The following is a 22,422-nucleotide window of genomic DNA, read 5'->3' as shown; positions in this document are numbered from 1 at the left end:
TCGCGGCTTCACTAAGTCGTAGGGCTTTTGATTGCAAGGCTTTTTTGTCAACAAACCAAAAAACGCTTGTAGGCTCTACACTCAGTTGTGCGCGGCACAAACCGGAACAAAACAGGGTGCGCGCTGGCGCTGACGGCACAAATTTGGCGTATCAGCGCCGGCGACCGGGTGGAGCCCCAGGAGACGGTCAGGCGGCATAAGAGCGGACGCCTTGTGGACGTGTCGCTCTCGGCCTCTCCGATCGTTGGGCACGATGGCCGCTTTGTTGGAGCATCCAAGATCGTGCGGGATATCACGGCACGCAAGGAGGTCGAGCGGATCCAAGGGGGCCTCGTTGCCGAACTGAACCACCGCGTGGGTGTCGTTGCCGGGCTGCCGCCACCACGCATGGCCGCATCGCCAGCGGGAGCGTGCTTGCTTGACACGATTTTAACGTTTCTAATAACCTCACAAGTATTGGAGAATTCGAGCGTTGGATGTCGGCTAGGGAGGCCGCCCATACCATGCGCGATGATGTTCCGGTGCCCCCAGAAAACAGCGTTGCTCCATCTGCAGGTCTGCTTTTGACGGCTGATGGAGTCTCAAAGTCGTTTGGCGGAGTCGCGGCTTTGCGCGCGGTTCAATTCGATCTCATGGCCGGCGAAATCCATTCGTTGATGGGGGAGAATGGCGCTGGCAAGTCGACGCTGATGAAGATCCTCTCCGGCGTGTATACGGACTACGAGGGCACGATCTGCGTCGATGGATCTCCCGTCCGTTTTGCCAGTGTCCGTGATGCAGAAGCTGCTGGCATAGCGATCATCCACCAGGAGCTGAACCTCGTCCCCGAGCTCAGTGTTGCAGACAACATTTTTCTCGGCCGCGAACGCTTGATCGCGGGCGTTCTCGTGGATCGCAGGGCAAGCCTCAATTCTTCGCGCGCGCTGTTGGGACGGCTCGGGATTCAACTCGATCCAGAGGCGCGCGTCGGAACCTTGCGCGTGGGCGAGCAGCAGCTTGTGGAGATTGCCAAGGCGCTGTCGTTGAACGCACGCATCCTCATCATGGACGAGCCGACTTCGGCGCTGTCACCCGCCGAGTGCCAGCGTCTGTTCAAGATCATGCGCCAGCTCTCGGAAAGCGGAGTCGGGATCATCTACATCTCGCACCGGATTGACGAGGTGATGCAAGTCAGCGACCGGGTCAGCGTTTTCCGCGATGGCCGGCATGTCTGGACGCGTCCGAGGCTCGGCTTGGATGAAGACACGGTGATCGCGGCGATGGTCGGCCGCAGTTTTCTTGGTGGTGACCGGACATCGATGACTGCGTCGGGTCCGAGCATCTTGTCTGTCCGCAACCTCTCTCTTTCGGTCGCTGGCCGGCGCGGTAGGCGCGAGGTCTTGCGCGGCGTCAGCTTCGACCTCCACGCTGGCGAGATTCTTGGTGTCGGTGGACTGCTCGGCGCAGGGCGTACCGAAATACTGACGACGATCTTCGGGTCGAGTGGCGGGCATACAGGTGGCGCGATCTGCCTGGACGGCGCTCCCGTCAATATTCGCTCACCACGCGATGCACGCCGGCTCGGCATTGCATTGGTGACCGAAGACCGCAAGACGCAGGGGCTGCACCTGCATGATACGATTGCAGACAACGTCGCATTGCCGCTGGTGGGGCGGCTTGCGCGCCTCGCGCTGCGCTCGCTCAGGCGCGAAGAAGCAATCACAAAGCATATGGTCGATGTCCTCGCCGTACGCTGCGAAGGGGTGGACCAGATAGCGAGCACCCTATCCGGCGGCAACCAGCAGAAAGTCGTGATCGGCAAGTGGTTGGCCACCCGCCCCCGCCTACTGCTGCTGGACGAGCCCACACGCGGCATCGATGTCGGGGCAAAGCGGGAGATCTACGATCTGATCTTCAAGCTGGCGAAGGAAGGACTTGCCATTGTCGTGGTGAGCTCAGAATTGCCCGAACTGCTTCATCTTTCCGACCGCGTGCTTGTTATGGCGGAAGGGCGGCAAACCGGCATCCTTTCCCATGCTGAAGCAAGCGAGGAACGCATTATGCAGCTTGCTGCTCCTCGCGGGGCCGCCGGAGGGGCAGTCGCATGACGTTCGTCAAGTTAATTGGCCGGACGAAACTCTACTGGGGGCTGATTGCGATCTTTCTAATCGGCGTTCTCTCGTCACCGCTGACCTCTTCCGGAAAGAACATCTTTCTGTCGTCCGGCAATCTCCTCGACGTGCTTCGGCAGGTATCCACCACCGGGCTGATCGCAACGGGCATGACGGCCGTAATCCTGACTGCAGGAATTGACCTCTCGGTCGGCTCGCTCATGGCGATCTGCAGCGTGGTCTGCGCGATGCTCTTGACGGTGCCGGGCGAGACGCCAGCCGTCTTTCTTGGGTTGCCCTCGGTCAGTGTTGCGTCGCTGCTGCTCGGCGCGGTGATCGTGCGCTTCGCCTTTCTGAACATCGAGAAGGTACGGGCAGGCAAGGATAGTACCCGTGACATCCGCCTTGACCGCATGCGCGGGTTTGTGCTGCCCGCGCTCGCCGGAATCCTGTTCTGCGCGCTGGTGCTGAGTTACTTGCTGCCCCAGGTCCAGACGAAGTTCGGCGTCCTCGGCGTTCTTCTGGTCGCGCCCGCGGTCGGCCTCGTCTTCGGAGCAATCAACGGCGTGATCATCGTCTTCGGTCGATTGCAGCCCTTCATTGTCACGCTGGCGATGATGGTCACAGCCCTGGGCGTTGCCCGGTTGACGGCCGGACAGAACAACGCGGTGCTGCCGGTCTATACCGGCACTAACGCGACCGCGGATTTCGATATCCTGCGCCAATTGGTCTTCGGCATCGTTCCGATGCCCGGCATTTTCTTCATCGTTGCGATCATCCTCTACGGTGCGGTGCTTCGCTTCACGCCATTCGGACGCTACGTCTATGCGATCGGCGGAAATGAAGAAGCAGCGAGGCTCTCCGGCATCAACGCCGGCCGTGTGAAAATCGTTGCGTACGCGGTGTCGGGGCTGCTCGCCGGGATCGCCGCCGTCCTCTACGTGGCCCAGTATCGCCAGGGAAAACCCGATGCCGGTGCGGGGCTGGAACTCGACGCAATCGCCGCCGTCGTCATCGGCGGCACGAGCCTGATGGGCGGCAGGGGCGGTCTTGCCGGCACCTTTTGTGGTGTTCTCATCTTCGGCTTTCTCTCCAACATCCTGCAGCTCCACAATATCAACTCCAACCTTCAGCTGGTCCTGAAGGGGGTCATCATCATCGGTACCGTGCTCGTGCAGGAGCGCAGCGCCGGTGATCTTTTCAGCCGTCTATGGCATTCGCGCCATCAGCCGGAAGCGGGTTCGGCCGCGGAGGAGCGGTCGTCATCAGAGACGGTGTCTCTAACAATGGGAGGAAAGAAGGAATGAAACGTCGTGAGCTTATGTTGGCGGCCTTCGCAGCCGTCCTCACCGCAACCACCGCCTTGATGCCCGCGAACAACACCGCGGCCCAGGACAAGAAATGGCGAATAGGCTTCAGCCAGGCAACGACCATCGAGCCCTGGCGGGCCCAGTTCAACAAGGACATCATCGCCGAGGCAGCCAAGCATCCCGATGTCGAACTGATCATCACCGACGGCGAGGACAAGACGGAAAAGCAGGTTGCTGACGTCGAGAACCTCATCCGGCAGGAAGTCGATGCGCTCCTCATCTCGCCGAAGGAATCCGCTGGGCTAACCGGTGTCGTACAGCAGGCCATCGACGCCAAGATCCCCGTCTTTGTACTGGACCGAAATGTCGACACCGACCAATACACCCAGTTTGTCGGCGGCGATAACAAGCTGATCGGCCGCGCGGCGGGTGAGTATGCCGTGGAACTCCTTGGCGGAAAGGGCAAGGCCCAAGGGAACGTCGTCGAGATATGGGGCGGCATGGGCACACAGCCCGCGCATGACCGTCATGACGGTTTCCACGAATTCACGGACAAGGAACCGGGCATCAAGAACCTGCTCGACCAACAATCTGGCGACTGGAAACAGGACCAAGCCTACAACATCATGGCAACAGCCCTGCGCAACAACGAGAAGATCGACCTCGTCTATGGGCATAATGATCCAATGGCCTACGGTGCCTATCTTGCCGCCAAGGATGTCGGCCGCGAGAAAGAGATCAAATTCATCGGCATAGATGCCCTACCCGCTGAAGGCGTGACCTGGGTCAATAACGGCGAACTAACGGCCACCTTCCTCTATGCCACCCCGGGAGCAGAGGGTTTGCGCCAGGCGATCAAGTTCCTGAGCGGCGAAAAGGTGGAAAAGACCATCACCCTCGACACGCTGATGGTCACCAAGGACAACGCAGCGCAGATCATGAAGGACAACGGTCTCTAAGACCCTTTGCCAGCAGCGCCCCGGGTAAACTGGGGCGCTGCGTCAGACGACCTCCCGTCGGGCATTGAAACGAGCGTCATGGCAGATGGCGCAGATCCTGAGGAGATCGCTAGTGAGGAGGAAACATAGGAGTGGAGTACCGCTGGCTGAATGAGCCCGCGTCGTGGCGCGGAGGGCCTGGACATCTGACGGTGACAACGGACGCGCGGACGGACTTCTGGCGTCACACGTTCTACGGCTTTACCCGGGACAACGGCCATGCCTATCTGCGTCCGATATCAGGCGATTTCACGTGCACGGCAACGGTCGTGGGCGAGTACGACACGCTGTACGATCAAGCGGGCCTGATGCTTCGGGTTGATGCTGAGAACTGGATCAAGTGCGGCATCGAATACACCGACGGCCTGATGCACTTCAGTGTCGTGGTGACGAACTCGGTCTCGGACTGGTCTGTCATACCGCTCCCCGACGTCGCACCGACCACTCCCCTGTCCGTTCGATTGACGCGCCACGATGACGCGGTCCGCGTTCAGTTCCGATTTGGTGGGACAGCGTGGCAGATGGCGAGGCTCTGTCCCTTTTCGAGTGCCGATGGCCATGCCGGCATCATGGCATGCTCGCCCGAGCGCGAAGGGTTCAAAGCAAGATTTTCCGGTATCGAAGTGGGACCACCGATCCCTCGCACATTGCATGAATGAACGGCGATTTTGTTCGCCCGGCTTGCCAGTTCGGGAAGTCAGGCTGACTGTCCCCTGGGAACAACTCGATCTTTCGAATGCAGCTCCACCGAAATTGCTTCGTGACCCGCGGCAACTGAAGCCGCCTCGTCGCTCGTCCGCAACTGCCTAGAACGCGCTTGCCCAATCATCCGCCGCTTTACGGGGCGAGGTGAGCCCGGAGGCATGCCGGCCCGCGTTTCCCACTGCGGCACGCGAGGCTGGAATTCCCGTCATATGTTGTCAGCACTCGGCACCGTAACGCTTCGTTAACGAAATTGGCGATCCTGCGTCCGATGCCGGATCAAATGCCACCGAAGAATCACCGTTGCCGCCGGATTTGGCCACAAAGCCTCGGCAACTATGAGATGCGCCTCGGAGGCACCGTTCGTTCAAGTCGCGTTCAGGAACGCGCGCATAATGTTCAGGTCAAGCAACTTTATTTGCAGTAACAAGGAATGTACGCCATGGGTTGGGTTAGCAACTACAAATATATCGGCAACGATAGCGCAAACACCGTTTCGCAAGGAAGCGTTCCTGAAGTAGACATCTACACCAAAGGCGGAAACGACACGATCTACCTGAATCTCGTCAGTCGCGATGGCGGCTTCAACTATGTCGATGCCGGCACCGGGCACGATTATGTGAAGAACTGGTTCGAAGGCGGAAACACAATCTATCTAGGTTCCGGCAACGACACCTATGTCCATACAGGCTATGCGATCGAAGACAGTTCCTATGACAAGGTCTACGGCGGCGCGGGCGACGACTGGTTCGAGGTGCTGACGCTGAAGAGCAAATACTACGGCGAGGGCGACGACGACACCTTCCTGTCGGCCGGATTCCGGAACTATTTCAATGGCGGCAGCGGCATCGACACGCTGAGCTATGAACTCCAGGACAGCAGCAAGCTGAAGGGCCGCGGCGTCTTCGCCGACCTCGAAGGCAAATACGCCAAGGTCGGCTCCAATAAGGAGACGTTCTCCAGCATCGAGAACGCGGTCGGCACCAGCTACAACGACACGCTGCGGGGTGACTCTTTTGGCAACGACCTTGAAGGTGGCAGCGGCAACGACATCCTGTGGGGACGCGGCGGCAGCGACCTGCTACTCGGCGGCAGCGGCAGCGACGAATTGCTGGGCGGCAGCGGCAACGACTATCTGATCGGCGGTCGCGGCCACGACATCCTGAACGGCGGCACCGGCCGTGACACCTTCATCTTCGAATCGATCAAGGATTCGGTCGTCGGCAGCAACCGCGACATTATCGAGGACTTCATCCGCTCCGAAAAGGACAAGATCGACCTCAGCAAGATCGATGCCGACGTTTACACCAAAGGCAACCAGGCGTTCCACTTCATCGGCACCAAGTCGTTTTCCGGCGAGGCGGGCGAGTTGCGCTATTCCGGACACATCATTTCGGGTGACGTAAACGGCGACGGCCGTGCCGACTTCCAGATCGACGCCAACTATACGAAATACTATTCGAGCGATTTCATTCTCTGATCGGCAGATGCAGATCAGACTGGCGGCCGGGGCAATGCTCCGGCCGCTCTTTGTTTACTCAGTTGCGGGTCCGGTCGCCACGTCCACCCAGCGCCGCTCGCGGAACGACTGGGCCATGGCATGCACCGAGCGTTCGATTCGCAGGCCGTCTGTAAAGTCCACGGCGCGGTACGGCTCTGCCGCGATGGCGGCCATCAGTTGGCGACACTCGATGACCTTGAGATCGTTGAAGCCGAGGCTGTGACCGGGTGCCGGGATGAACCGGTCATAGGGTTCGTGCTGCGGCGCAGTCAGCACCGTGGCAAAACCCTGTTCGGTGGCAGGATCGCTGGCGCGATAGATCTGGAATTCGTTCATCCGCTCCTGGTCGAACAGGATCGAACCTTGCGAGCCGAAGATCTGCAGGGCGATTCGTCCCTTGCGGCCCCAGGCGGCGCGGTTGGTCATCAGCACGGCCGAAATGCCGCCGGAAAGCCGCATCAGCACGCTGGCCTGGTCGTGGTTCTCGACGGGCCGCCGGCGACCGTCGTGCAGCGGGCGATCCGGATAGGGCTTGCCGAGGTCGGCGATGACCGCCTCGACATGGCCGAACAGGTTCCACAGCAGCGACAGCGGATGCACGGCGAAATCGTCCAGCGCGCCATAGCCGCCCGTTGCCTCGCTCTTCGGCGAGAACAGCGCCTCGGGATCGGCCATGAAGTCCTCGTCCATCTCGACGCGGACATGGTTCACCTTCCCGATCGCCCCCTCCCCGATCAGCGTGCGGAGATGACGCATGACCGGATTCTGGATGTAGTTGTAGCCGATGATCGCCACCTTTCCCGAACGCCGCGCAGCGGCTTCCATGCGCTCCGCGTCGACGAGCGCGGGTGCCATCGGCTTTTCGCACCAGACATGCTTGCCGGCCTCGAGTGCTGCGATCGCCATTTCGGCGTGGAACTGATTCGGCGTGGTCACGGAAACGACGTCCACGTCGGGGTCAGCCAGCAGGTCGCGCCAGTCGGAGGTCGCCTTCGCGAAGCCGAATTCACGTGCCCGGGTCTCGGCAAGCTCGCGATTCCGTTCCGCCAGCCGGTCGAGCCGCGGACGCGCCACATCGCCGAAAATGGCCGCCACATTGTTCCAGGCAAGGGCATGGCACTTGCCCATGTAGCCCGTTCCGATCAATCCAACGCCAAGCGCTGCCATCGACTCTCCTCCTACGGGCAATTTTCGCGTAGATGATGAACCGAAAAGATACGGAACAAAAGCTGTATTTCCGAAATCATATGGAATAAACATTTCATATGCTCCATCATATTGCTTTCGAGGGACGGCGGAGCCATGAACGACGAAAACGACAAGCAGAACGGGCGCGTGCCGCGTGATTTCGACAGTCTGCGCAGCGTCATCATCGATCGGAAGTCGACGATGCCGAAGCGACTGATGCAGGTGGCGGCCTATGCGCTTTCCCACCCGGACGAGATTGCCTTCGGAACGGCCGCCAGCATCGCTGCTGCCGCCGAGGTGCAACCCTCGACGCTGGTGCGCCTTGCCCATCATCTCGGCTTCGACGGTTTCTCCGACCTTCAGACGGTCTTTCGTGAACGCCTCCGTGACCGCAACCTGTCCTACGAGGAGCGGCTGGCGACGCTGGAGAAAGGGGCTGCCAACAGCGAGGACGAGCTCTTGAGCGGATTCATTGCTGCTGCCGGCCAGTCGGTCGCCCGACTGGCCCAGACGATCGACCGGAAGGATTTCTCCGGCGCCGTCGCCTTGCTGGCGCGGGCGGAGACGATCTTTCTGGTTGCCAAGCGCCGCTCCTATCCGCTGACGGCCCATATGGCCTACGCCTTCGGCAAACTCGGCATCCGCCATCAGGTCATCGCCTCGCCGAACGGCATCGATGCGGAAATCGCAGCCTTCGCGACGCCGCGCGACGCCGTCATTGCCGCAAGCTTTGCTCCTTACGCGACCGAAAGTCTCGCCCAGGCGCAAGCCCTGCACGAACGCGGCGTACCGATCGTGGCAATCACCGACTCGGCGTTCTCGCCGCTTGCCGCCTGTGCTTCGCATTGGTTCGAGGTGACGGAGGCCGACTATGGCGGGTTCCGCTCGCTCTCCGCCTCGATGGTGCTCGCCATGGCCCTGCCGGTGGCAATTGCGGAGAAACGGCGCAGTCTCGACCGGAGCGGAAAGACTGCTGCCAAGGCGTGAAATTGTTGGATCGACGCGGAATATATATTCCGAATTGACGAGCCGTTGGAATTGATGTTTCGTTCCGTCACGACGCCGGCCAGTTAGGCGGCGAAGGGAGGAGTTATGGCGCGACGCGATCTCGACACCCCGACGCTCGACGTCATCTCGATCGGCCGCTCGTCCGTCGATCTCTACGGCCAGCAACTCGGCAGCCGGCTGGAGGACGTCACCTCGTTTGCGAAGTCTGTCGGCGGCTGCCCGGCGAACATCGCCATCGGCACTGCGCGGCTGGGGTTGAAGTCCGGCCTGATCACCCGCGTCGGCGACGAGCAGATGGGCCGCTTCATCCGCGAGCAGTGCACGCGTGAGGGGGTCGCGACTACAGGCATCGTGACCGACAAGGATCGCCTTACGGCGCTGGTGCTGCTCGCCATCGAAGCCGAGGGCGTCTCGCCGATGATCTTCGTGCGCACCGACTGCGCCGACATGGCGCTCTGCGAGGACGACATCGACGCGGCCTTCATCCGCTCCTCGCGCGCCGTCCTCGTCTCGGGGACACATTTTTCTCGGCCGAACACGGAAGCTGCGCAGCGCAAGGCGATCCGGATCGCGCGCGACAGCGGCCGCAAGGTGATCTTCGACGTCGACTATCGGCCGAACCTCTGGGGCCTTGCCGGCCATGCCGAGGGCTTCGAGCGCTACGTGAAGTCCGACCGGGTCTCGCAACTGATGAAATCCGTCCTTCCCGACTGCGACCTGATCGTCGGCACCGAGGAGGAGATCATGATCGCGTCGGGCGCCGACGACGTGCTCGCCGCGCTGAAGGCGATCCGGGCGGTTTCGGAGGCGACGATCGTGCTCAAGCGCGGGGCGATGGGCTGCATCGTCTATGACGGTCCGATCAGCGACGACCTGGAGGACGGTGTCGTCGGCAAGGGGTTCTCGATCGAGGTCTACAACGTGCTCGGCGCCGGCGACGCCTTCATGTCCGGCTTTTTGCGCGGCTGGCTGGCTGGTGAGGACCATGCGACATCGGCCACCTGGGCGAATGCCTGCGGCGCCTTTGCCGTCTCCCGCCTGCTCTGCTCGCAGGAATACCCTACCTGGGAGGAGTTGCAGTTCTTCCTCCAGCACGGCAGCAAGCACCGGGCTTTGCGCAAGGACGCGGCTATCAATCACCTCCACTGGGCGACCACGCGCCGCGGCGAGATCCCGCTCCTGATGGCGCTTGCCTGCGACCACCGCATGCAGCTTGTCGAGATCGCCGACCAGCTGGGCGCACCGCACGAGAAGATTTCCGCCTTCAAGCGGCTAACGGTCGAGGCGGCCGCGCGCGTGGCGTGCGGGCGACCGGGCTACGGCATGCTGCTTGACGAGCGCTTCGGACGCGACGCTCTGTTCGATGCAGCAGCGAAGAACTTTTCCTGGATCGGCCGCCCCGTGGAACTGCCGGGCTCGAAGCCGCTGCGCTTCGAGTTCGGCCAGGACATCGGCTCACAGCTCGTCGAATGGCCGATCGGCCATTGCATCAAATGCCTGTGCTTCTATCATCCGGACGATCCGGTGGCACTGAAGGCGGAACAGCAGGAAAAGCTGCGGGCGCTTTTCGACGCTGCGCGACGGATAGGCCGGGAGCTGCTGATCGAGGTCATCGCCGGCAAGAGCGGGCCGCTGGACGACACGACGGTGTCCACGGCGCTGCAGGAACTGTATGATCTCGGCATCAGGCCCGATTGGTGGAAGCTGGAGCCGCAGGCCTCGGCGGCGGCATGGCGCAACATCGACGCAGTGATCGCACGCAACGACCTCTATTGTCGCGGCATCGTGTTGCTGGGTCTGGAGGCGCCGAAGGAGGAACTGGTCAAGGCGTTCGAGGCGACCAGGGCGGCATCGGCGGTGAAGGGTTTCGCCGTCGGGCGCACCATCTTTGCCGATGCGGCGCGGAAATGGCTGGCCGGGCAGATCACCGACGAGGCGGCGATCGCCGACATGGCGGGAAGGTTCAAGGAACTGACGGATGCCTGGCTGAGGACACGCGGGCATTAAAGCATGTGTCGCGAAAGTCGGATCGGTTTCGGACCAAAGACATACGAAAAACAAGGACCTGAAGCGCGGCAGACAAATCTGAAAGATCGCGACGCGCTTTAGGGGGAATTCAGGGAGGATATGATGGGCAAGACGATCCGGCTGACGATGGCGCAGGCCGTCGCGCATTTCCTGAAGGCGCAGATGACGGTTGTCGACGGCAAGAAGGTGCCGATCTTCGCCGGCGTCTGGGGCATCTTCGGCCACGGCAACGTCGCCGGCATCGGGGAAGCGCTCTACCAGGTGCGCGAGGAACTGCCGACCTATCGCGCGCACAATGAGCAGGGCATGGCGCACGCCGCCGTCGCCTTCGCCAAGGCGAGCTTTCGCAGCCGCTTCATGGCCTGCACGACCTCGATCGGCCCCGGCGCGCTGAACATGGTGACGGCCGCCGGCGTGGCGCACGTGAACCGCCTGCCCGTCCTCTTCCTGCCGGGCGACGTCTTCGCCAACCGCATTCCCGATCCGGTGCTGCAGCAGATCGAGGATTTCGGCGACGGCACGGTTTCGGTGAACGACGCCTTCCGCTGCGTCTCGCGCTATTTCGACCGTATCACCCGGCCCGAGCAGATCATCCCGGCCCTGAAGCGGACCATGCAAGTCCTGACCGATCCGGTCGATTGCGGCCCGGTGACGCTGTCGCTGTGCCAGGACGTGCAGGCCGAGGCCTATGATTATCCCGAAAACCTGTTTGCGGAGAAGGTCTGGCGGGAGCGCCGTCCCCGTCCGGACAGCGACGAACTCGCCGCAGCGCTGGACGCGATCCGGCAGGCCGAGCGGCCGCTGATCATCGCCGGCGGCGGCGTGCTCTATTCGCGTGCGACGGCCGAACTGAAGGCATTCGCCGGCATGCACGGCGTCCCAATCGCCGTTACCCAGGCCGGCAAGTCGGCGCTGCCCGACGACCATCCGCTCTGCATGGGCTCGATCGGCGTCACCGGCACCTCCGCGGCCAATGCTTTTGCCGAAGAGGCCGATCTCATCCTTGCGGTCGGAACCCGTTTGCAGGATTTCACCACCGGCTCCTGGGCGTTGTTCAAGAACGAGCGCGCCCGGATCATCGGGCTGAACACCGCGGCCTTCGACGCCGCCAAACACGACGGCCTGCCGCTCGTCTGCGATGCGCGCGAGGGGCTGACGCTGCTGTCCGAGGCGCTCGGTGGCTGGAAGGCGCCGGCCTCGGTCGAGGCGGCGGCGAAGGCGCGCAAGACCGAATGGCTGGCGGCGGCGAACCGCGCAACGGCGCCGACCAACGCCGCCCTTCCCTCCGATGCCCAGGTGATCGGCGCCGTCCAGCGCATGACCGGCGGCGAGAATTCAATTCTCGTCTGTGCAGCGGGCGGTCTTCCGGGCGAGTTGCACAAGCTGTGGCAGGCACACAATCCGGGCAGCTACCATCTGGAATACGGCTTTTCCTGCATGGGCTACGAGATCGCCGGCGGGCTGGGCGTGAAGATGGCGCGACCGGACGCCGATGTCGTCGTCATGGTCGGCGATGGCTCCTACATGATGCTGAACTCGGAGCTTTCGACCTCGGTCATGCTCGGCCGGAAGCTGACGATCGTGGTGCTGGACAATCGCGGATTTGGCTGCATCAACCGGCTGCAGATGGCAACCGGCGGCGCGAACTTCAACAACCTGCTCAAGGACGCAAGGATCGAGACGATGCCGGAGATCGACTTCCGGGCGCACGCCGAAAGCATGGGCGCGGTCGCCGTCAAGGTCGCTTCGATCGCCGACCTCGAAACGGCGCTCGAACGGAGCAAGGGCGACGACCGCACGTCCGTTATCGTCATCGAGACCGACCCGCTCGTCGCCACCGAGGCCGGTGGCCACTGGTGGGATGTGGCGGTGCCCGAGGTCAGCACGCGATCGCAGGTGAAGGCCGCGCGGGAAAAGTACGAGGCGGCGCGCAAGCAGCAGCGCTGAGGGACTGAACGGCAGCCTGCCTGGCCGGCATTTCCGCAACGGACCGGCAACGCAGCAAATTCTTGGGAGACACCGACACATGATCCGCTACGGTACCAACCCGATTGCCTGGAGCAACGACGACGACCGGACGATCGGGGCGCACCTGACGCTTGAGGACTGCCTGTCCGATTGCGAAAAAATCGGCTTCGACGGCATCGAGAAAGGGCACAAGATGCCCAGCGACGGGGAGGAATTGAAGAAGGTGCTCGCTGCCCACAAGCTCGTCTTCGTGTCAGGCTGGCACTCGCTGAACCTGCTCGCCCATGACGTGGAGACCGAGAGGAAGGCGATCCAGCCGCATCTCGACATGCTGAAGGCGAACGGCTGCAAGGTCTGCATCGTCTGCGAGACCTCGAACGCCATCCACGGCGACGACGGCAAGGCGCTGGCCGACAAGCCCGTCCTGCCCGAGGCCGCCTGGGCGAAATTCGGCGCCGACGTCGAGGCGATTGCGCGGTATTGCGCCGATCAGGGCATCGACCTCGTCTATCATCATCACATGGGCACGGTCGTGCAGACCGGGGAAGAGATCGACCGGCTGATGGCCAACACCGGGCCGGCCACGAAGCTGCTGCTCGACACCGGCCATGCCTGGTTCGGCGGCTCGAATCCGGCGGAACTGGCGCACAAGTACATGCACCGCGTGCGACATATCCACGCCAAGAACGTGCGGCCAGCGATCCGCAAGGAGGTCGAAGGCCAAAAACTCTCCTTCCTCGAAGGCGTGCGCCGCGGCGTGTTCACCGTGCCGGGCGATCCGGAAGGCGGCGTCGACTTCCTTCCGGTCCTGAAGATTGCCGCCGAGCATGGCTATGAAAGCTGGCTCGTCATCGAGGCCGAGCAGGACCCATTGGTCCGCAATCCCTTCGAGTACCAGTCGATGGGACTGACGGCGCTGAAGGCGTTTGCGAAGGAAGCGGGATTGGATCGGGGATGAAGGCGTGGGCTATCTGGCTTTGGGAGCAAGTGAAATAGCCCCTCATCCGCCTGCCGGCACCTTCTCCCCGTGAACGGGGAGAAGGACGCAAGCCGCATCGATGCCTGTCCCCTCTCCCCGCTTGCGGGGAGAGGGCTAGGGTGAGGGGCCATCGGCCCAGAAAAATACGGATGCTTTTGAGGAGACCCCCATGCCGAAACTGCTCATCAAGCCGAACGGAACCCATGGCCGGGTGACGCATGTGACACCGGAAAGCGCCGGTTGGACCTATGTCGGCTTCGATCTGCACCGGATGAAGCCGGGCGAGATCGTCGCGGCGGAAACCGGAAGCCGGGAGGTCTGCCTCGTCTTCGTCACCGGCAAGGGTTCGGCGACGGCCGACGGCGAGAGCTTCGGGATCCTTGGCGAGCGGATGAGCGTTTTCGAGGGCCAGCCGCATGCGCTTTACGTGCCGACCAATTCCAACTGGTCGGTGACGGCGGAGACGGATCTGGAACTCGCCGTCTGCTCGGCGCCCGGCGGCGGGAACCACAGGGCCAGGGCAATCCCACCCGGGACCCATCCGCAGATCGTGCGCGGCAAGGGCAGCAATGTCCGCCACGTCACCAACATCATGCCCGAGGACGACGGGTCGGCGCATTCGCTGCTGGTGGTGGAAGTGATTACGCCGGAGGGCCACACCTCCTCCTATCCGCCGCACAAGCACGACCGTGACGACCTGCCGAACGAGAGCCTGCTTGAAGAGACCTACTACCACCGCCTCAACCCGCCGCAGGGCTTCGCCTTCCAGCGCGTCTATACCGACGACCGATCGCTCGACGAGGCGATGGCGGTGGAGGACGGCGACGTGACGCTGGTGCCCAGGGGCTATCACCCCTGCGCCACCTGCCACGGCTACGACCTCTACTATCTGAACGTCATGGCCGGGCCGAAAAGAGTGTGGCAGTTCCACAACGCCGAGGCGCATGCGTGGCTGCTGGCGCGGTGACAGGCGGAAGGGAGCCGGGCAATTCTTGGCCCTTGAAACGCTCCTGCACGAACGCCCGTCCTGGCATTTGATACGCCGACGGACAATGCAAGCTGCGGAAGAGCCGCTATTGGGGCGTTTTTGACGGTTCTCATTCTGCGGGCGCATGAAGCCATGCACAATTAGGCAGAGCGCCGGAGGAACCTAAGGGCTTGCCCCCTTTAAGGCTCTGGCAAGCTGATGTAGCACATCTGCAACGAGACAGATGGCGAGAGAGGAATTTTCCAATGAGCGCACACCACAAAGCAACACCGGAACAGGCCCGCGCGAAAATGGCCGCCTTCGACTGGGAAGATCCGTTCCTGCTCGAGGACCAGCTGACCGACGAGGAGCGGATGATCCGCGACGCTGCCCGCGCCTATTGCCAGGACAAGCTCGCCTCGCGCGTGCTCGAGGCCAACCGCCATGAGATCTTCCACCGCGAAATCATGACCGAGATGGGTGCGCTCGGCCTGCTCGGGCCGACGATTCCTGAAGAGTTCGGCGGCGTCGGCGCGAACTACGTTTCCTACGGCCTGGTTGCTCGCGAAGTCGAGCGTGTCGATTCCGGCTATCGCTCCGCCATGTCGGTCCAGTCCTCGCTCGTCATGCATCCGATCTTCGCCTACGGCACGGACGAGCAGCGCAAGCGCTACCTGCCGAAGCTCGCCTCCGGCGAGTGGGTCGGCTGCTTCGGCCTGACCGAACCCGACCACGGCTCCGACCCCTCCTCCATGATCACGCGAGCGAAGAAGGTCGACGGCGGCTATCTGGTCTCCGGCGCCAAGAACTGGATCACCAACTCGCCGATCTCGGACGTCGCCATCGTCTGGGCCAAGTCCGAGGCGCACGACGGCAAGATCAAGGGCTTCATCCTCGAGCGCGGCATGAAGGGCTTCGAGACGCCGAAGATCGAGGGCAAGTTCTCGCTCCGCGCCTCGATCACCGGCATGATCATGATGCAGGACGTGTTTGTTCCGGAAGAGAACCTGCTGCCGGAAGTCGCCGGCCTCGCCGGTCCGTTCGGCTGCCTTAACCGCGCCCGCTACGGCATTGCCTGGGGCGCCATGGGGGCTGCCGAATTCTGCTGGCACGCCGCCCGCCAGTACACGATGGACCGCAAGCAGTTCGGCAAGCCGCTCGCCCAGATGCAGCTGATCCAGAAGAAGCTGGCCGACATGCAGACGGAGATTTCTCTCGGCCTGCAGGGCGCGCTGCGCCTCGGTCGCCTGTTCGACGAACACCGCGCACCGGCCGAACTGATCTCGCTGATGAAGCGCAACAACTGCGGCAAGGCGCTCGACATTGCCCGCGTGTCCCGCGACATGCATGGCGGCAACGGCGTTTCCGACGAATACGGCGTCATCCGCCACGTGATGAACCTCGAAGCGGTCAACACCTACGAAGGCACCCACGACGTGCACGCCCTGATCCTCGGCCGCGCGCAGACGGGCCTGCAGGCGTTCCAGTAAGCCGCTCAAGATCGACGACCGGACGGCGCCTTGCAACGATGCGGGGCGCCGTTTCAATTGTACGAAGGACCTTAAGAAAGGGCGCCGACCGCCAGGCATCCCGGCGGTTCCAGCCGGAATTGCGATACGTAAATTCTTATATGCGGCCTTTAGCGATTACCAACACAAATCTGCAAAACTCCGGGAATGGTCATTCGGGGCATGATGCCTATTTTCCGGGAGAGCATATGATGGAGTTGGTCGACAAGCGCCAAAGCGGCGGCCTTTACGAGCGCAAATGGGAGCGCTTCAAGGTGAGCCGGCAGGGCATGCTGTTGTCTGTTGGTCTTGATCTCGCAGTCCCGAAGACGCGAAGCTGCCAGTTGATCGACATTTCGCAAGGCGGCGCCAGCATTTCCGTCAACACGACGATCGGCCTCGGTGCTCACTACTATCTGACCGTCGTTGGCGTTTTCGCCAAGGTCGGTTGCGCGGAAATCTACCGCAACGATCATCGCATCGGCGTACAGTTCATCAAGGAGATCGATGAAGACCTGCTGCATGAAATCGTGCGTGCCGACTACTTCACCGGGGGCGTCGCCACCAGGAAGAAGGATGCCCCGCCCCCCTATGCCAAGGGCTTGGAGCGGCCGCAGTTCAGCCTGCAGCGCACCTGATCGACCGGTCGGGTGCGGGCTCGCCAGAGGTGCCCGCAGATTGGCCTCACGTCGCGCCGCAAGCGCTGCGGCGATAACGCTTTGAAAACAACACACAATTCTTGCGGAAAATCGATTTTGATTTTTGCCGGCATACGCTAGTGTGCCGGCAGCTTGCGCTGCCGGCCCGCTCGGCGGACGCGGCACGCTCCTCCCTGACGTCCTTCAACAAGGTGCCCGCAGAATGTCCGGCTTCTCCCGCTTCACCCCGCTCGTCAACGCGCTGCCCTCCACCATCCCCTTCGTCGGGCCGGAGGCGATCGAGCGCCAGCGCGGAGCGAAGGTGAAGGCGCGCATCGGCGCCAACGAGAGCGGCTTTGGTCCCGCCCCGTCGGTGCTGGAGGCGATAACGCGCGCGGCCGGTGAAACCTGGATGTACAACGATCCGGAAAATTTCGAACTGCGCGAGGCGCTTGCCCTCCACCACGGCGTCTCACGCGACAACATCGCGATCGGCGGTGGCATCGACGGGCTGCTCGGCGAGATTGTCCGCCTCGTCGTCGAACCGGGCGTACCGGTCGTGACATCGCTCGGCGGCTATCCGACGTTCAACTACCATGTCAACGGCTACGGCGGGCGGCTCGTCACCGTTCCCTACGTCAACGACCGGGAAGATCTCGACGGACTGCTCGCGGCGGCCAAGCGCGAGGACGCGCCGCTCGTCTATTTTGCCAATCCGGACAATCCGATGGGAAGCTGGTGGGACGCCGACAGCGTCGTCGCCTTCGCCCGGGCGCTGCCGGAGCGCAGCCTACTGATCCTCGACGAAGCCTATTGCGAGACGGCGCCGGCCGGATCGACGCCGGCGATCGAAGCGCTGATCGGCCAGCCGAACGTGCTGCGGATGCGGACGTTTTCCAAGGCCTATGGGCTGGCAGGGGCGCGCGTGGGGTATGCGATCGGCACGATCGGCAACGCCCAAGCGTTCGACAAGATCCGCAACCATTTCGGCATGCCGCGGATTTCGACGGCGGCGGCGCTCGCCGCGCTCGCCGATCAGACCTATCTGCGCGACGTCCTCGGCCGCATCGCCGCCGCGCGAGACCGGATCGCGGGACTAGCCACGCAGAACGGCCTGCGCCCCCTGCCCTCCGCCACGAATTTCGTCGCGATCGACTGCGGTCGCAACGGCGCGCATGCCCGCGCGCTCGTCGACGGACTGATGGAGCACGGCGTCTTTATTCGCATGCCCGGTGTCGCGCCGCTGAACCGCTGCATCCGCGTCAGCGTCGGCCCGGAGGCGGAGATGGCTCTGCTGGAAGACGTCCTGCCGAAGGTCTTGCGGACGGTGGGGAGCAATCGGTAGGCAGCAGGGTATCGTTGTTGGACAGCGATGCCTATTGCAAGGTTCTTGTAGGTTGATTTTCCTACTGCCTACCGGCCTGATTGCCCCTTGATATCAGTGCGTCGTCATCCAGTCGCGGGCGGCGCGAAGCGCCAGCGCCAGATCGGTCTTGGTCATCGTCGCGGCGAGGTCGGCCCGCAGCTCGGCAGCCCGATCACAACCCCTGATGGCGGCGATGTTTAGCCACTTGTGGGCCGCGATCAGGTCGACGTTGCAGCCGCGACCCGTTGCGTACATCAGCCCCATGTCGCAGAACGTGTCGGCGCGGGTGTCGCCGCCCATCATGGCGGCCATTTCGGCGTTCTGGATATCGTAGCGTGCCATTGTCGTTTGTCCCTGTCCTGTTGTCTTCTTCTTGTATCGCCCTGTTTTTCAAGCCTTTCGAGGGCCTACCGTCTTCTGCGGCATGTGCTCCCCGAAGGTTTTTCCGGCCGGTTGTTTCCCGTGCTCGTCTTATGGCTCCACTATGCCAGCGCCCTTTCAATAGGCGCTTAAAATGCATGATTAATTTGAGACGAACAAAGTTCAAACAGTTGGTAAACTTGGGTTTTCGTTAAGCATCGCATCCGCTGGAATGCCGCGGATTTGCTTCAAAATTTACGCATTCTTCAACTTGCGATTTCAACCATTCGCTAACCACGGAAAACGGTCGCGAAGTTTCGACCGAGCGAAAAGTGGTTGTTCCGCCCTCAGGCAGACGGCGCAAAACCCACAACGGCGCGTCGCCAGTCGGCCTGTCCATCTTCTCGTCACACCGGCCTTGAGCCGGTGTCCAGCCGCGCCGCTTCTGCGGCGCGAAAGGTGCTTCTCTCGCGCAAGGATGCGCGACGTGATGCCGGATCGAGGTCCGGCATCACGGGGTCTGGCGACGCGGCGCCCTTACCTCGCCCGCTGGCCGAACAGGATCTTCTGCGCTTCCTTGTCGTCGGCGAGGCTCGCCTGGCGCTCCCGTTCCTCCTTGCCGACCTCGATGCCGCGCTGCACCGCGGGACGGGCGAGAACGGCCTCGAACCAGCGTTTCAGGTGCGGGAAGTCCTCCAGCTTCTGGCCCTGGTTCTCGTAGGGACGCACCCAGCCGATGCAGGCCATGTCGGCGATCGAGTAGTCGCCGGCGAGGTACTCGTGTTCCGCCAACCGCTTGTTCATCACGCCGTAGAGACGGTTGACCTCGTTGGTGTAGCGGTTGATGCCGTACTCGATCTTCTCGGGCGCATACTGGCGGAAATGGTGCGCCTGTCCGGCCATCGGGCCAAGTCCGCCCATCTGCCAGAACAGCCATTCCTCCACCTGCACGCGGGCCCGCTCCTCGGTCGGATAGAATTTTCCGTACTTGCGGCCGAGATACTGCAGGATGGCACCGGATTCGAACACCGAGATCGGCTCGCCGCCCGGCCCGTCGGGATCGACGATCGCCGGCATGCGGTTGTTGGGCGCGATCTTCAGGAAGTCGGGCGCGAACTGCTCCCCCTTGCCGATGTTGACGTACTTCACCTCGTAGGGAACGCCCAGTTCCTCCAGCATGATGGTGATCTTGAAGCCGTTCGGGGTCGGCCAGTAGTAAAGCTCGATTGGTCTGGTCATCCGGTTCTCCATTCGATGTCACAATGAGTTAGCCACGACCGCGCCCGGCTTCAAGGCGCGCCGTCGGCCAAACCAGCCATCCTTTCCTCGACATCGCTCATCGCTTTCTGAACGCCAGATGAACCGCCCTCTCAGGACGCATTCAGTCGCGCCATGCGAGAAAGGCACAACGGAAAGACAATCTTAGGGACGAATAATGGAAATCCTGGCCCGCCGACTGACGATCATAACGCTTCTGATGACCGTTTTTGCGATCTCGGTCGCTGCCGCCGTCGAAACCGATGCGCGCCGCCACGACCAGAACAAGCGGTACGGCACTGCGAGCGCCTGCTCGATCCCGACCATTTGCCATCGCGCCCTCTAACCTGGCCGCAGCAAGGACGCCCGCCATGCCGATCGCGCTTTTCGCCAGCCTCGCCGTCAGCCTGCGCATCCTCGTTCTCACCGCACTGATGGTCGCGCCGCTCGCGGCCGTGACCTACGCGGCCCACAACGGCAGCCTCGGCGCCGGCAAGCAGGGCGCCGGGCTCGTGCTGTTCGTCACGCTGCAGCGACAGGCGATGAGCTGAACCTGCCCGACGTTTGACCGTCAATTTCCGTTTCTCGAGTTTTGCGCTATGCCATGGGCTCCTTCGACCGGAGCCCGCATGAAATCCATTCTGATCTACGGCGCCGCCGCCCTTGCGGAAATCGCCGGCTGCTTTTCCTTCTGGGCCTGGTTGCGGCTGGAGAAATCGTCGCTCTGGCTTATCCCCGGCATGGTATCGCTCGCGGCCTTCGCCTGGCTGCTGACGCTGATCGATTCGAGCGCGGCCGGCCGCGCCTACGCCGCCTACGGCGGGATCTATATCACGGCGTCCCTCATGTGGCTCTGGGCTGCGGAAGGCGTCTCCCCCGACCGTTGGGATTTGACGGGTGCGGCGATCGCTGTTGCCGGTGCCATCGTCATTTTGGCCGGTCCGCGCTGAAATTCGCACGGAAGCGCTCGAAAGCGACCCGGTTGACCGCCTCCGGAGGTTACAATCTTGTCGTTTGCGTGCAGAATTTGCCGAACTATAATGATTCATGAGCAAAGAAATCTTGTCCCGGCCCGCCCTTCCGTTTGCCCAGCCAGATCCCTTCGAGCCGCAGACCTTCGACGACCCGGTCAAGGCGGTCGATTGCCTGGAAGCGCTCTATGAGCGGAATACCCGCTTCCTGACGGATGCTTTCGCCGGATTGGCGAGCACCAGAGCGCCGGAGCGCCGCTATCGCGCGTGCTATCCGCAGGTCAGCGTCGAGACGACGAGCTTCGGCCATGTCGATTCCCGTCTGTCCCACGGCTATGTCGCCTCGCCGGGCGTCTACTCGACCACCGTTACGCGGCCCAAACTCTTCCGGCACTATCTCAAGGAACAACTCGGGCATCTGATGCGCAACCACGGCATCGGTATCACTGTGTCGGAATCCTCGACGCCGATCCCGTTGCATTTCGCCTTTGGCGAAGGCGCCCATGTCGAGGCGGAGATCGCCGAAAACATCACCGTACCGCTGCGGGACCTGTTCGATGCGCCCGACCTGACGAACACGGATGACGAGATCGCCAACGGCTCCTACGAGGCCGGCCCCGGCGAGCCCTCGCCGCTTGCGGCTTTCACCGCCCAGCGCGTCGATTATTCGCTCGCCCGCCTCAGCCACTACACGGCCACCAACGCGAACCATTTCCAGAATTTCGTGCTGTTTACGAACTATCAGTTCTACGTCGACGAGTTCTGCGCCTGGGCACGACTGCAGATGGCCGAGGGCGGCAACGGCTATACGGCCTTCGTCGAGCCCGGAAACGTCATCACCCAGGCTGGCAACGACAAGCCGGATACCGACTTGACGCTGGCGCGGCTGCCGCAGATGCCGGCCTACCACATCAAGCGCAAGGGGCACGGCGGCATCACGCTCGTCAACATCGGCGTCGGCCCCTCCAACGCCAAGACGATCACCGACCACATCGCCGTGCTGCGCCCGCATGCCTGGCTGATGCTCGGCCACTGCGCCGGCTTGCGCAACAGCCAGACGCTCGGGGATTACGTCCTTGCCCATGCCTATGTGCGCGAGGACCACGTGCTCGACGACGACCTGCCGGTGTGGGTGCCGATTCCGGCGCTAGCCGAGGTGCAGGTGGCGCTCGAAAGTGCCGTAGCCGAGGTAACGGGTCTCGAGGGCTACGACCTGAAGCGCATCATGCGCACCGGCACCGTCGCCACGATCGACAACCGCAACTGGGAACTGCGCGACCAGCGCGGGCCGGTGAAGCGGCTGTCGCAGTCACGGGCAATCGCGCTAGACATGGAATCGGCGACGATCGCGGCCAACGGCTTCCGCTTCCGCGTGCCCTATGGAACCCTGCTCTGCGTCTCCGACAAGCCGCTGCACGGCGAGTTGAAGCTGCCCGGCATGGCAACCGCCTTCTACCGCACGCAGGTCAACCAGCACCTGCGCATCGGCATCCGGGCGCTGGAGAAGCTCGCCGGCATGCCGACGGAGAAGCTGCATTCCCGCAAGCTCAGAAGCTTCTTCGAGACGGCCTTCCAATAGGCCA

At 62.7% G+C, this 22,422-nt stretch carries 21 protein-coding genes and 1 pseudogene; 19 read left to right on the top strand and 3 right to left on the bottom strand.

Annotation, left to right across the window (positions count from 1 at the left end; translation table 11 throughout):
• Nucleotides 1-87: 87 nt before the first annotated feature.
• From J2Y48_RS25380 to J2Y48_RS12665, 7 genes and pseudogenes are all read left to right on the top strand, one after another.
• Nucleotides 88-567: a PAS domain S-box protein gene (locus tag J2Y48_RS25380; protein WP_405030222.1), complete on the top strand. Its 480-nt coding sequence runs from the start codon at nt 88-90 to the stop codon at nt 565-567.
• Entirely contained in the window at nt 504-2,087 is a 1,584-nt protein-coding gene (locus J2Y48_RS12685; protein WP_310418142.1) for a sugar ABC transporter ATP-binding protein, read from the top strand. The genes J2Y48_RS25380 and J2Y48_RS12685 overlap by 64 nt, the downstream gene beginning before the upstream one ends.
• Nucleotides 2,084-3,397, top strand: a complete 1,314-nt coding sequence (locus J2Y48_RS12680; RefSeq protein WP_310418140.1) for an ABC transporter permease — start codon at nt 2,084-2,086, stop codon at nt 3,395-3,397. Before J2Y48_RS12685 ends, J2Y48_RS12680 begins: the two co-directional genes overlap by 4 nt.
• A complete protein-coding gene (locus J2Y48_RS12675) occupies nt 3,394-4,359 on the top strand; it encodes a substrate-binding domain-containing protein (protein ID WP_310418137.1) in 966 nt (321 codons plus the stop codon). The genes J2Y48_RS12680 and J2Y48_RS12675 overlap by 4 nt, the downstream gene beginning before the upstream one ends.
• 125 nt (nt 4,360-4,484) lie before the next feature.
• Nucleotides 4,485-5,057, top strand: a complete 573-nt coding sequence (locus J2Y48_RS12670) for a DUF1349 domain-containing protein (RefSeq protein ID WP_310418851.1) — start codon at nt 4,485-4,487, stop codon at nt 5,055-5,057.
• 166 nt (nt 5,058-5,223) lie between these two features.
• Nucleotides 5,224-5,337 (top strand): annotated as a pseudogene (locus J2Y48_RS25375) (hypothetical protein); the annotation flags it as partial.
• A 205-nt stretch (nt 5,338-5,542) separates the two neighbouring features.
• A complete protein-coding gene (locus J2Y48_RS12665) occupies nt 5,543-6,580 on the top strand; it encodes a calcium-binding protein (protein WP_310418135.1) in 1,038 nt (345 codons plus the stop codon).
• Nucleotides 6,581-6,634: 54 nt separating this feature from the next.
• Here J2Y48_RS12665 and J2Y48_RS12660 read toward each other — a convergent pair whose 3' ends face one another.
• The gene (locus J2Y48_RS12660; RefSeq protein WP_310418132.1) at nt 6,635-7,768 is read right to left on the bottom strand and encodes a Gfo/Idh/MocA family oxidoreductase; all 1,134 of its coding nucleotides are present in this window, start codon (nt 7,766-7,768) and stop codon (nt 6,635-6,637) included.
• Nucleotides 7,769-7,903: 135 nt separating this feature from the next.
• Here J2Y48_RS12660 and J2Y48_RS12655 point away from each other — a divergent pair, with 135 nt between their 5' ends.
• The 8 genes from J2Y48_RS12655 (at nt 7,904) to J2Y48_RS12620 (ending at nt 18,230) form a co-directional block, all read left to right on the top strand.
• Nucleotides 7,904-8,776: a MurR/RpiR family transcriptional regulator gene (locus J2Y48_RS12655; RefSeq protein WP_310418125.1), complete on the top strand. Its 873-nt coding sequence runs from the start codon at nt 7,904-7,906 to the stop codon at nt 8,774-8,776.
• A gap of 105 nt (nt 8,777-8,881) precedes the next feature.
• Nucleotides 8,882-10,804, top strand: coding sequence for a 5-dehydro-2-deoxygluconokinase (gene iolC / locus J2Y48_RS12650; RefSeq protein ID WP_310418122.1), 1,923 nt, complete (start codon nt 8,882-8,884; stop codon nt 10,802-10,804).
• A 123-nt stretch (nt 10,805-10,927) separates the two neighbouring features.
• Complete coding sequence (gene iolD, locus J2Y48_RS12645) at nt 10,928-12,772, top strand: 3D-(3,5/4)-trihydroxycyclohexane-1,2-dione acylhydrolase (decyclizing) (RefSeq protein ID WP_310418119.1); 1,845 nt, start codon at nt 10,928-10,930, stop codon at nt 12,770-12,772.
• Nucleotides 12,773-12,851: 79 nt separating this feature from the next.
• Entirely contained in the window at nt 12,852-13,751 is a 900-nt protein-coding gene (iolE, locus tag J2Y48_RS12640) for a myo-inosose-2 dehydratase (RefSeq protein ID WP_310418117.1), read from the top strand.
• A gap of 190 nt (nt 13,752-13,941) precedes the next feature.
• The gene (gene iolB, locus J2Y48_RS12635; RefSeq protein ID WP_310418114.1) at nt 13,942-14,739 is read left to right on the top strand and encodes a 5-deoxy-glucuronate isomerase; all 798 of its coding nucleotides are present in this window, start codon (nt 13,942-13,944) and stop codon (nt 14,737-14,739) included.
• A gap of 266 nt (nt 14,740-15,005) precedes the next feature.
• On the top strand, nt 15,006-16,229 hold the full coding sequence (locus tag J2Y48_RS12630; protein ID WP_310418111.1) for an acyl-CoA dehydrogenase: 1,224 nt from the start codon (nt 15,006-15,008) through the stop codon (nt 16,227-16,229).
• A 227-nt stretch (nt 16,230-16,456) separates the two neighbouring features.
• On the top strand, nt 16,457-16,885 hold the full coding sequence (locus J2Y48_RS12625) for a PilZ domain-containing protein (RefSeq protein WP_310418107.1): 429 nt from the start codon (nt 16,457-16,459) through the stop codon (nt 16,883-16,885).
• A 223-nt stretch (nt 16,886-17,108) separates the two neighbouring features.
• On the top strand, nt 17,109-18,230 hold the full coding sequence (locus J2Y48_RS12620) for a pyridoxal phosphate-dependent aminotransferase (RefSeq protein ID WP_310418104.1): 1,122 nt from the start codon (nt 17,109-17,111) through the stop codon (nt 18,228-18,230).
• 93 nt (nt 18,231-18,323) lie between these two features.
• On the opposite strand, the gene J2Y48_RS12615 is transcribed toward J2Y48_RS12620, so the two are convergent.
• Both J2Y48_RS12615 and J2Y48_RS12610 read right to left on the bottom strand, forming a co-directional pair.
• The gene (locus tag J2Y48_RS12615; protein ID WP_310418101.1) at nt 18,324-18,593 is read right to left on the bottom strand and encodes a sel1 repeat family protein; all 270 of its coding nucleotides are present in this window, start codon (nt 18,591-18,593) and stop codon (nt 18,324-18,326) included.
• 555 nt (nt 18,594-19,148) lie between these two features.
• The gene (locus tag J2Y48_RS12610; protein WP_310418097.1) at nt 19,149-19,850 is read right to left on the bottom strand and encodes a glutathione S-transferase N-terminal domain-containing protein; all 702 of its coding nucleotides are present in this window, start codon (nt 19,848-19,850) and stop codon (nt 19,149-19,151) included.
• 196 nt (nt 19,851-20,046) lie between these two features.
• Here J2Y48_RS12610 and J2Y48_RS12605 point away from each other — a divergent pair, with 196 nt between their 5' ends.
• The 4 genes from J2Y48_RS12605 to J2Y48_RS12590 all read left to right on the top strand — a co-directional run bounded on the left by J2Y48_RS12605 (nt 20,047) and on the right by J2Y48_RS12590 (nt 22,418).
• Nucleotides 20,047-20,214, top strand: coding sequence for a hypothetical protein (locus J2Y48_RS12605; protein ID WP_310418094.1), 168 nt, complete (start codon nt 20,047-20,049; stop codon nt 20,212-20,214).
• A 25-nt stretch (nt 20,215-20,239) separates the two neighbouring features.
• The gene (locus J2Y48_RS12600) at nt 20,240-20,419 is read left to right on the top strand and encodes a hypothetical protein (protein WP_310418090.1); all 180 of its coding nucleotides are present in this window, start codon (nt 20,240-20,242) and stop codon (nt 20,417-20,419) included.
• A gap of 78 nt (nt 20,420-20,497) precedes the next feature.
• Nucleotides 20,498-20,818: a YnfA family protein gene (locus tag J2Y48_RS12595; protein ID WP_310418088.1), complete on the top strand. Its 321-nt coding sequence runs from the start codon at nt 20,498-20,500 to the stop codon at nt 20,816-20,818.
• A 97-nt stretch (nt 20,819-20,915) separates the two neighbouring features.
• Complete coding sequence (locus J2Y48_RS12590) at nt 20,916-22,418, top strand: AMP nucleosidase (RefSeq protein WP_310418085.1); 1,503 nt, start codon at nt 20,916-20,918, stop codon at nt 22,416-22,418.
• Nucleotides 22,419-22,422 lie beyond the last annotated feature (4 nt).

Origin of the sequence: Mycoplana sp. BE70, assembly GCF_031455855.1 — a bacterium.
Taxonomy (GTDB): Bacteria; Pseudomonadota; Alphaproteobacteria; order Rhizobiales; family Rhizobiaceae; genus Mycoplana.
The sequence above is the reverse complement of the archived record's forward strand: the minus strand, read 5'-3'. Positions and strand labels throughout refer to the sequence as shown.

Excerpts from the sequence above, each read along its gene's own strand:
- J2Y48_RS12595 (WP_310418088.1), top strand. The coding sequence starts at position 20,498 with ATGAAATCCATTCTGATCTACGGCGCCGCCGCCCTTGCGGAAATCGCC.
- J2Y48_RS12610 (WP_310418097.1), bottom strand. The coding sequence starts at position 19,850 with ATGACCAGACCAATCGAGCTTTACTACTGGCCGACCCCGAACGGCTTC.
- iolB (WP_310418114.1), top strand. The coding sequence starts at position 13,942 with ATGCCGAAACTGCTCATCAAGCCGAACGGAACCCATGGCCGGGTGACG.
- iolC (WP_310418122.1), top strand. The coding sequence starts at position 8,882 with ATGGCGCGACGCGATCTCGACACCCCGACGCTCGACGTCATCTCGATC.
- J2Y48_RS12625 (WP_310418107.1), top strand. The coding sequence starts at position 16,457 with ATGATGGAGTTGGTCGACAAGCGCCAAAGCGGCGGCCTTTACGAGCGC.
- J2Y48_RS12600 (WP_310418090.1), top strand. The coding sequence starts at position 20,240 with ATGCCGATCGCGCTTTTCGCCAGCCTCGCCGTCAGCCTGCGCATCCTC.
- iolE (WP_310418117.1), top strand. The coding sequence starts at position 12,852 with ATGATCCGCTACGGTACCAACCCGATTGCCTGGAGCAACGACGACGAC.
- J2Y48_RS12630 (WP_310418111.1), top strand. The coding sequence starts at position 15,006 with ATGAGCGCACACCACAAAGCAACACCGGAACAGGCCCGCGCGAAAATG.
- J2Y48_RS12665 (WP_310418135.1), top strand. The coding sequence starts at position 5,543 with ATGGGTTGGGTTAGCAACTACAAATATATCGGCAACGATAGCGCAAAC.
- J2Y48_RS12590 (WP_310418085.1), top strand. The coding sequence starts at position 20,916 with ATGAGCAAAGAAATCTTGTCCCGGCCCGCCCTTCCGTTTGCCCAGCCA.
- J2Y48_RS12685 (WP_310418142.1), top strand. The coding sequence starts at position 504 with ATGCGCGATGATGTTCCGGTGCCCCCAGAAAACAGCGTTGCTCCATCT.
- J2Y48_RS12615 (WP_310418101.1), bottom strand. The coding sequence starts at position 18,593 with ATGGCACGCTACGATATCCAGAACGCCGAAATGGCCGCCATGATGGGC.
- J2Y48_RS12675 (WP_310418137.1), top strand. The coding sequence starts at position 3,394 with ATGAAACGTCGTGAGCTTATGTTGGCGGCCTTCGCAGCCGTCCTCACC.
- J2Y48_RS12605 (WP_310418094.1), top strand. The coding sequence starts at position 20,047 with ATGGAAATCCTGGCCCGCCGACTGACGATCATAACGCTTCTGATGACC.
- J2Y48_RS12680 (WP_310418140.1), top strand. The coding sequence starts at position 2,084 with ATGACGTTCGTCAAGTTAATTGGCCGGACGAAACTCTACTGGGGGCTG.
- J2Y48_RS12620 (WP_310418104.1), top strand. The coding sequence starts at position 17,109 with ATGTCCGGCTTCTCCCGCTTCACCCCGCTCGTCAACGCGCTGCCCTCC.
- J2Y48_RS12655 (WP_310418125.1), top strand. The coding sequence starts at position 7,904 with ATGAACGACGAAAACGACAAGCAGAACGGGCGCGTGCCGCGTGATTTC.
- iolD (WP_310418119.1), top strand. The coding sequence starts at position 10,928 with ATGGGCAAGACGATCCGGCTGACGATGGCGCAGGCCGTCGCGCATTTC.
- J2Y48_RS12660 (WP_310418132.1), bottom strand. The coding sequence starts at position 7,768 with ATGGCAGCGCTTGGCGTTGGATTGATCGGAACGGGCTACATGGGCAAG.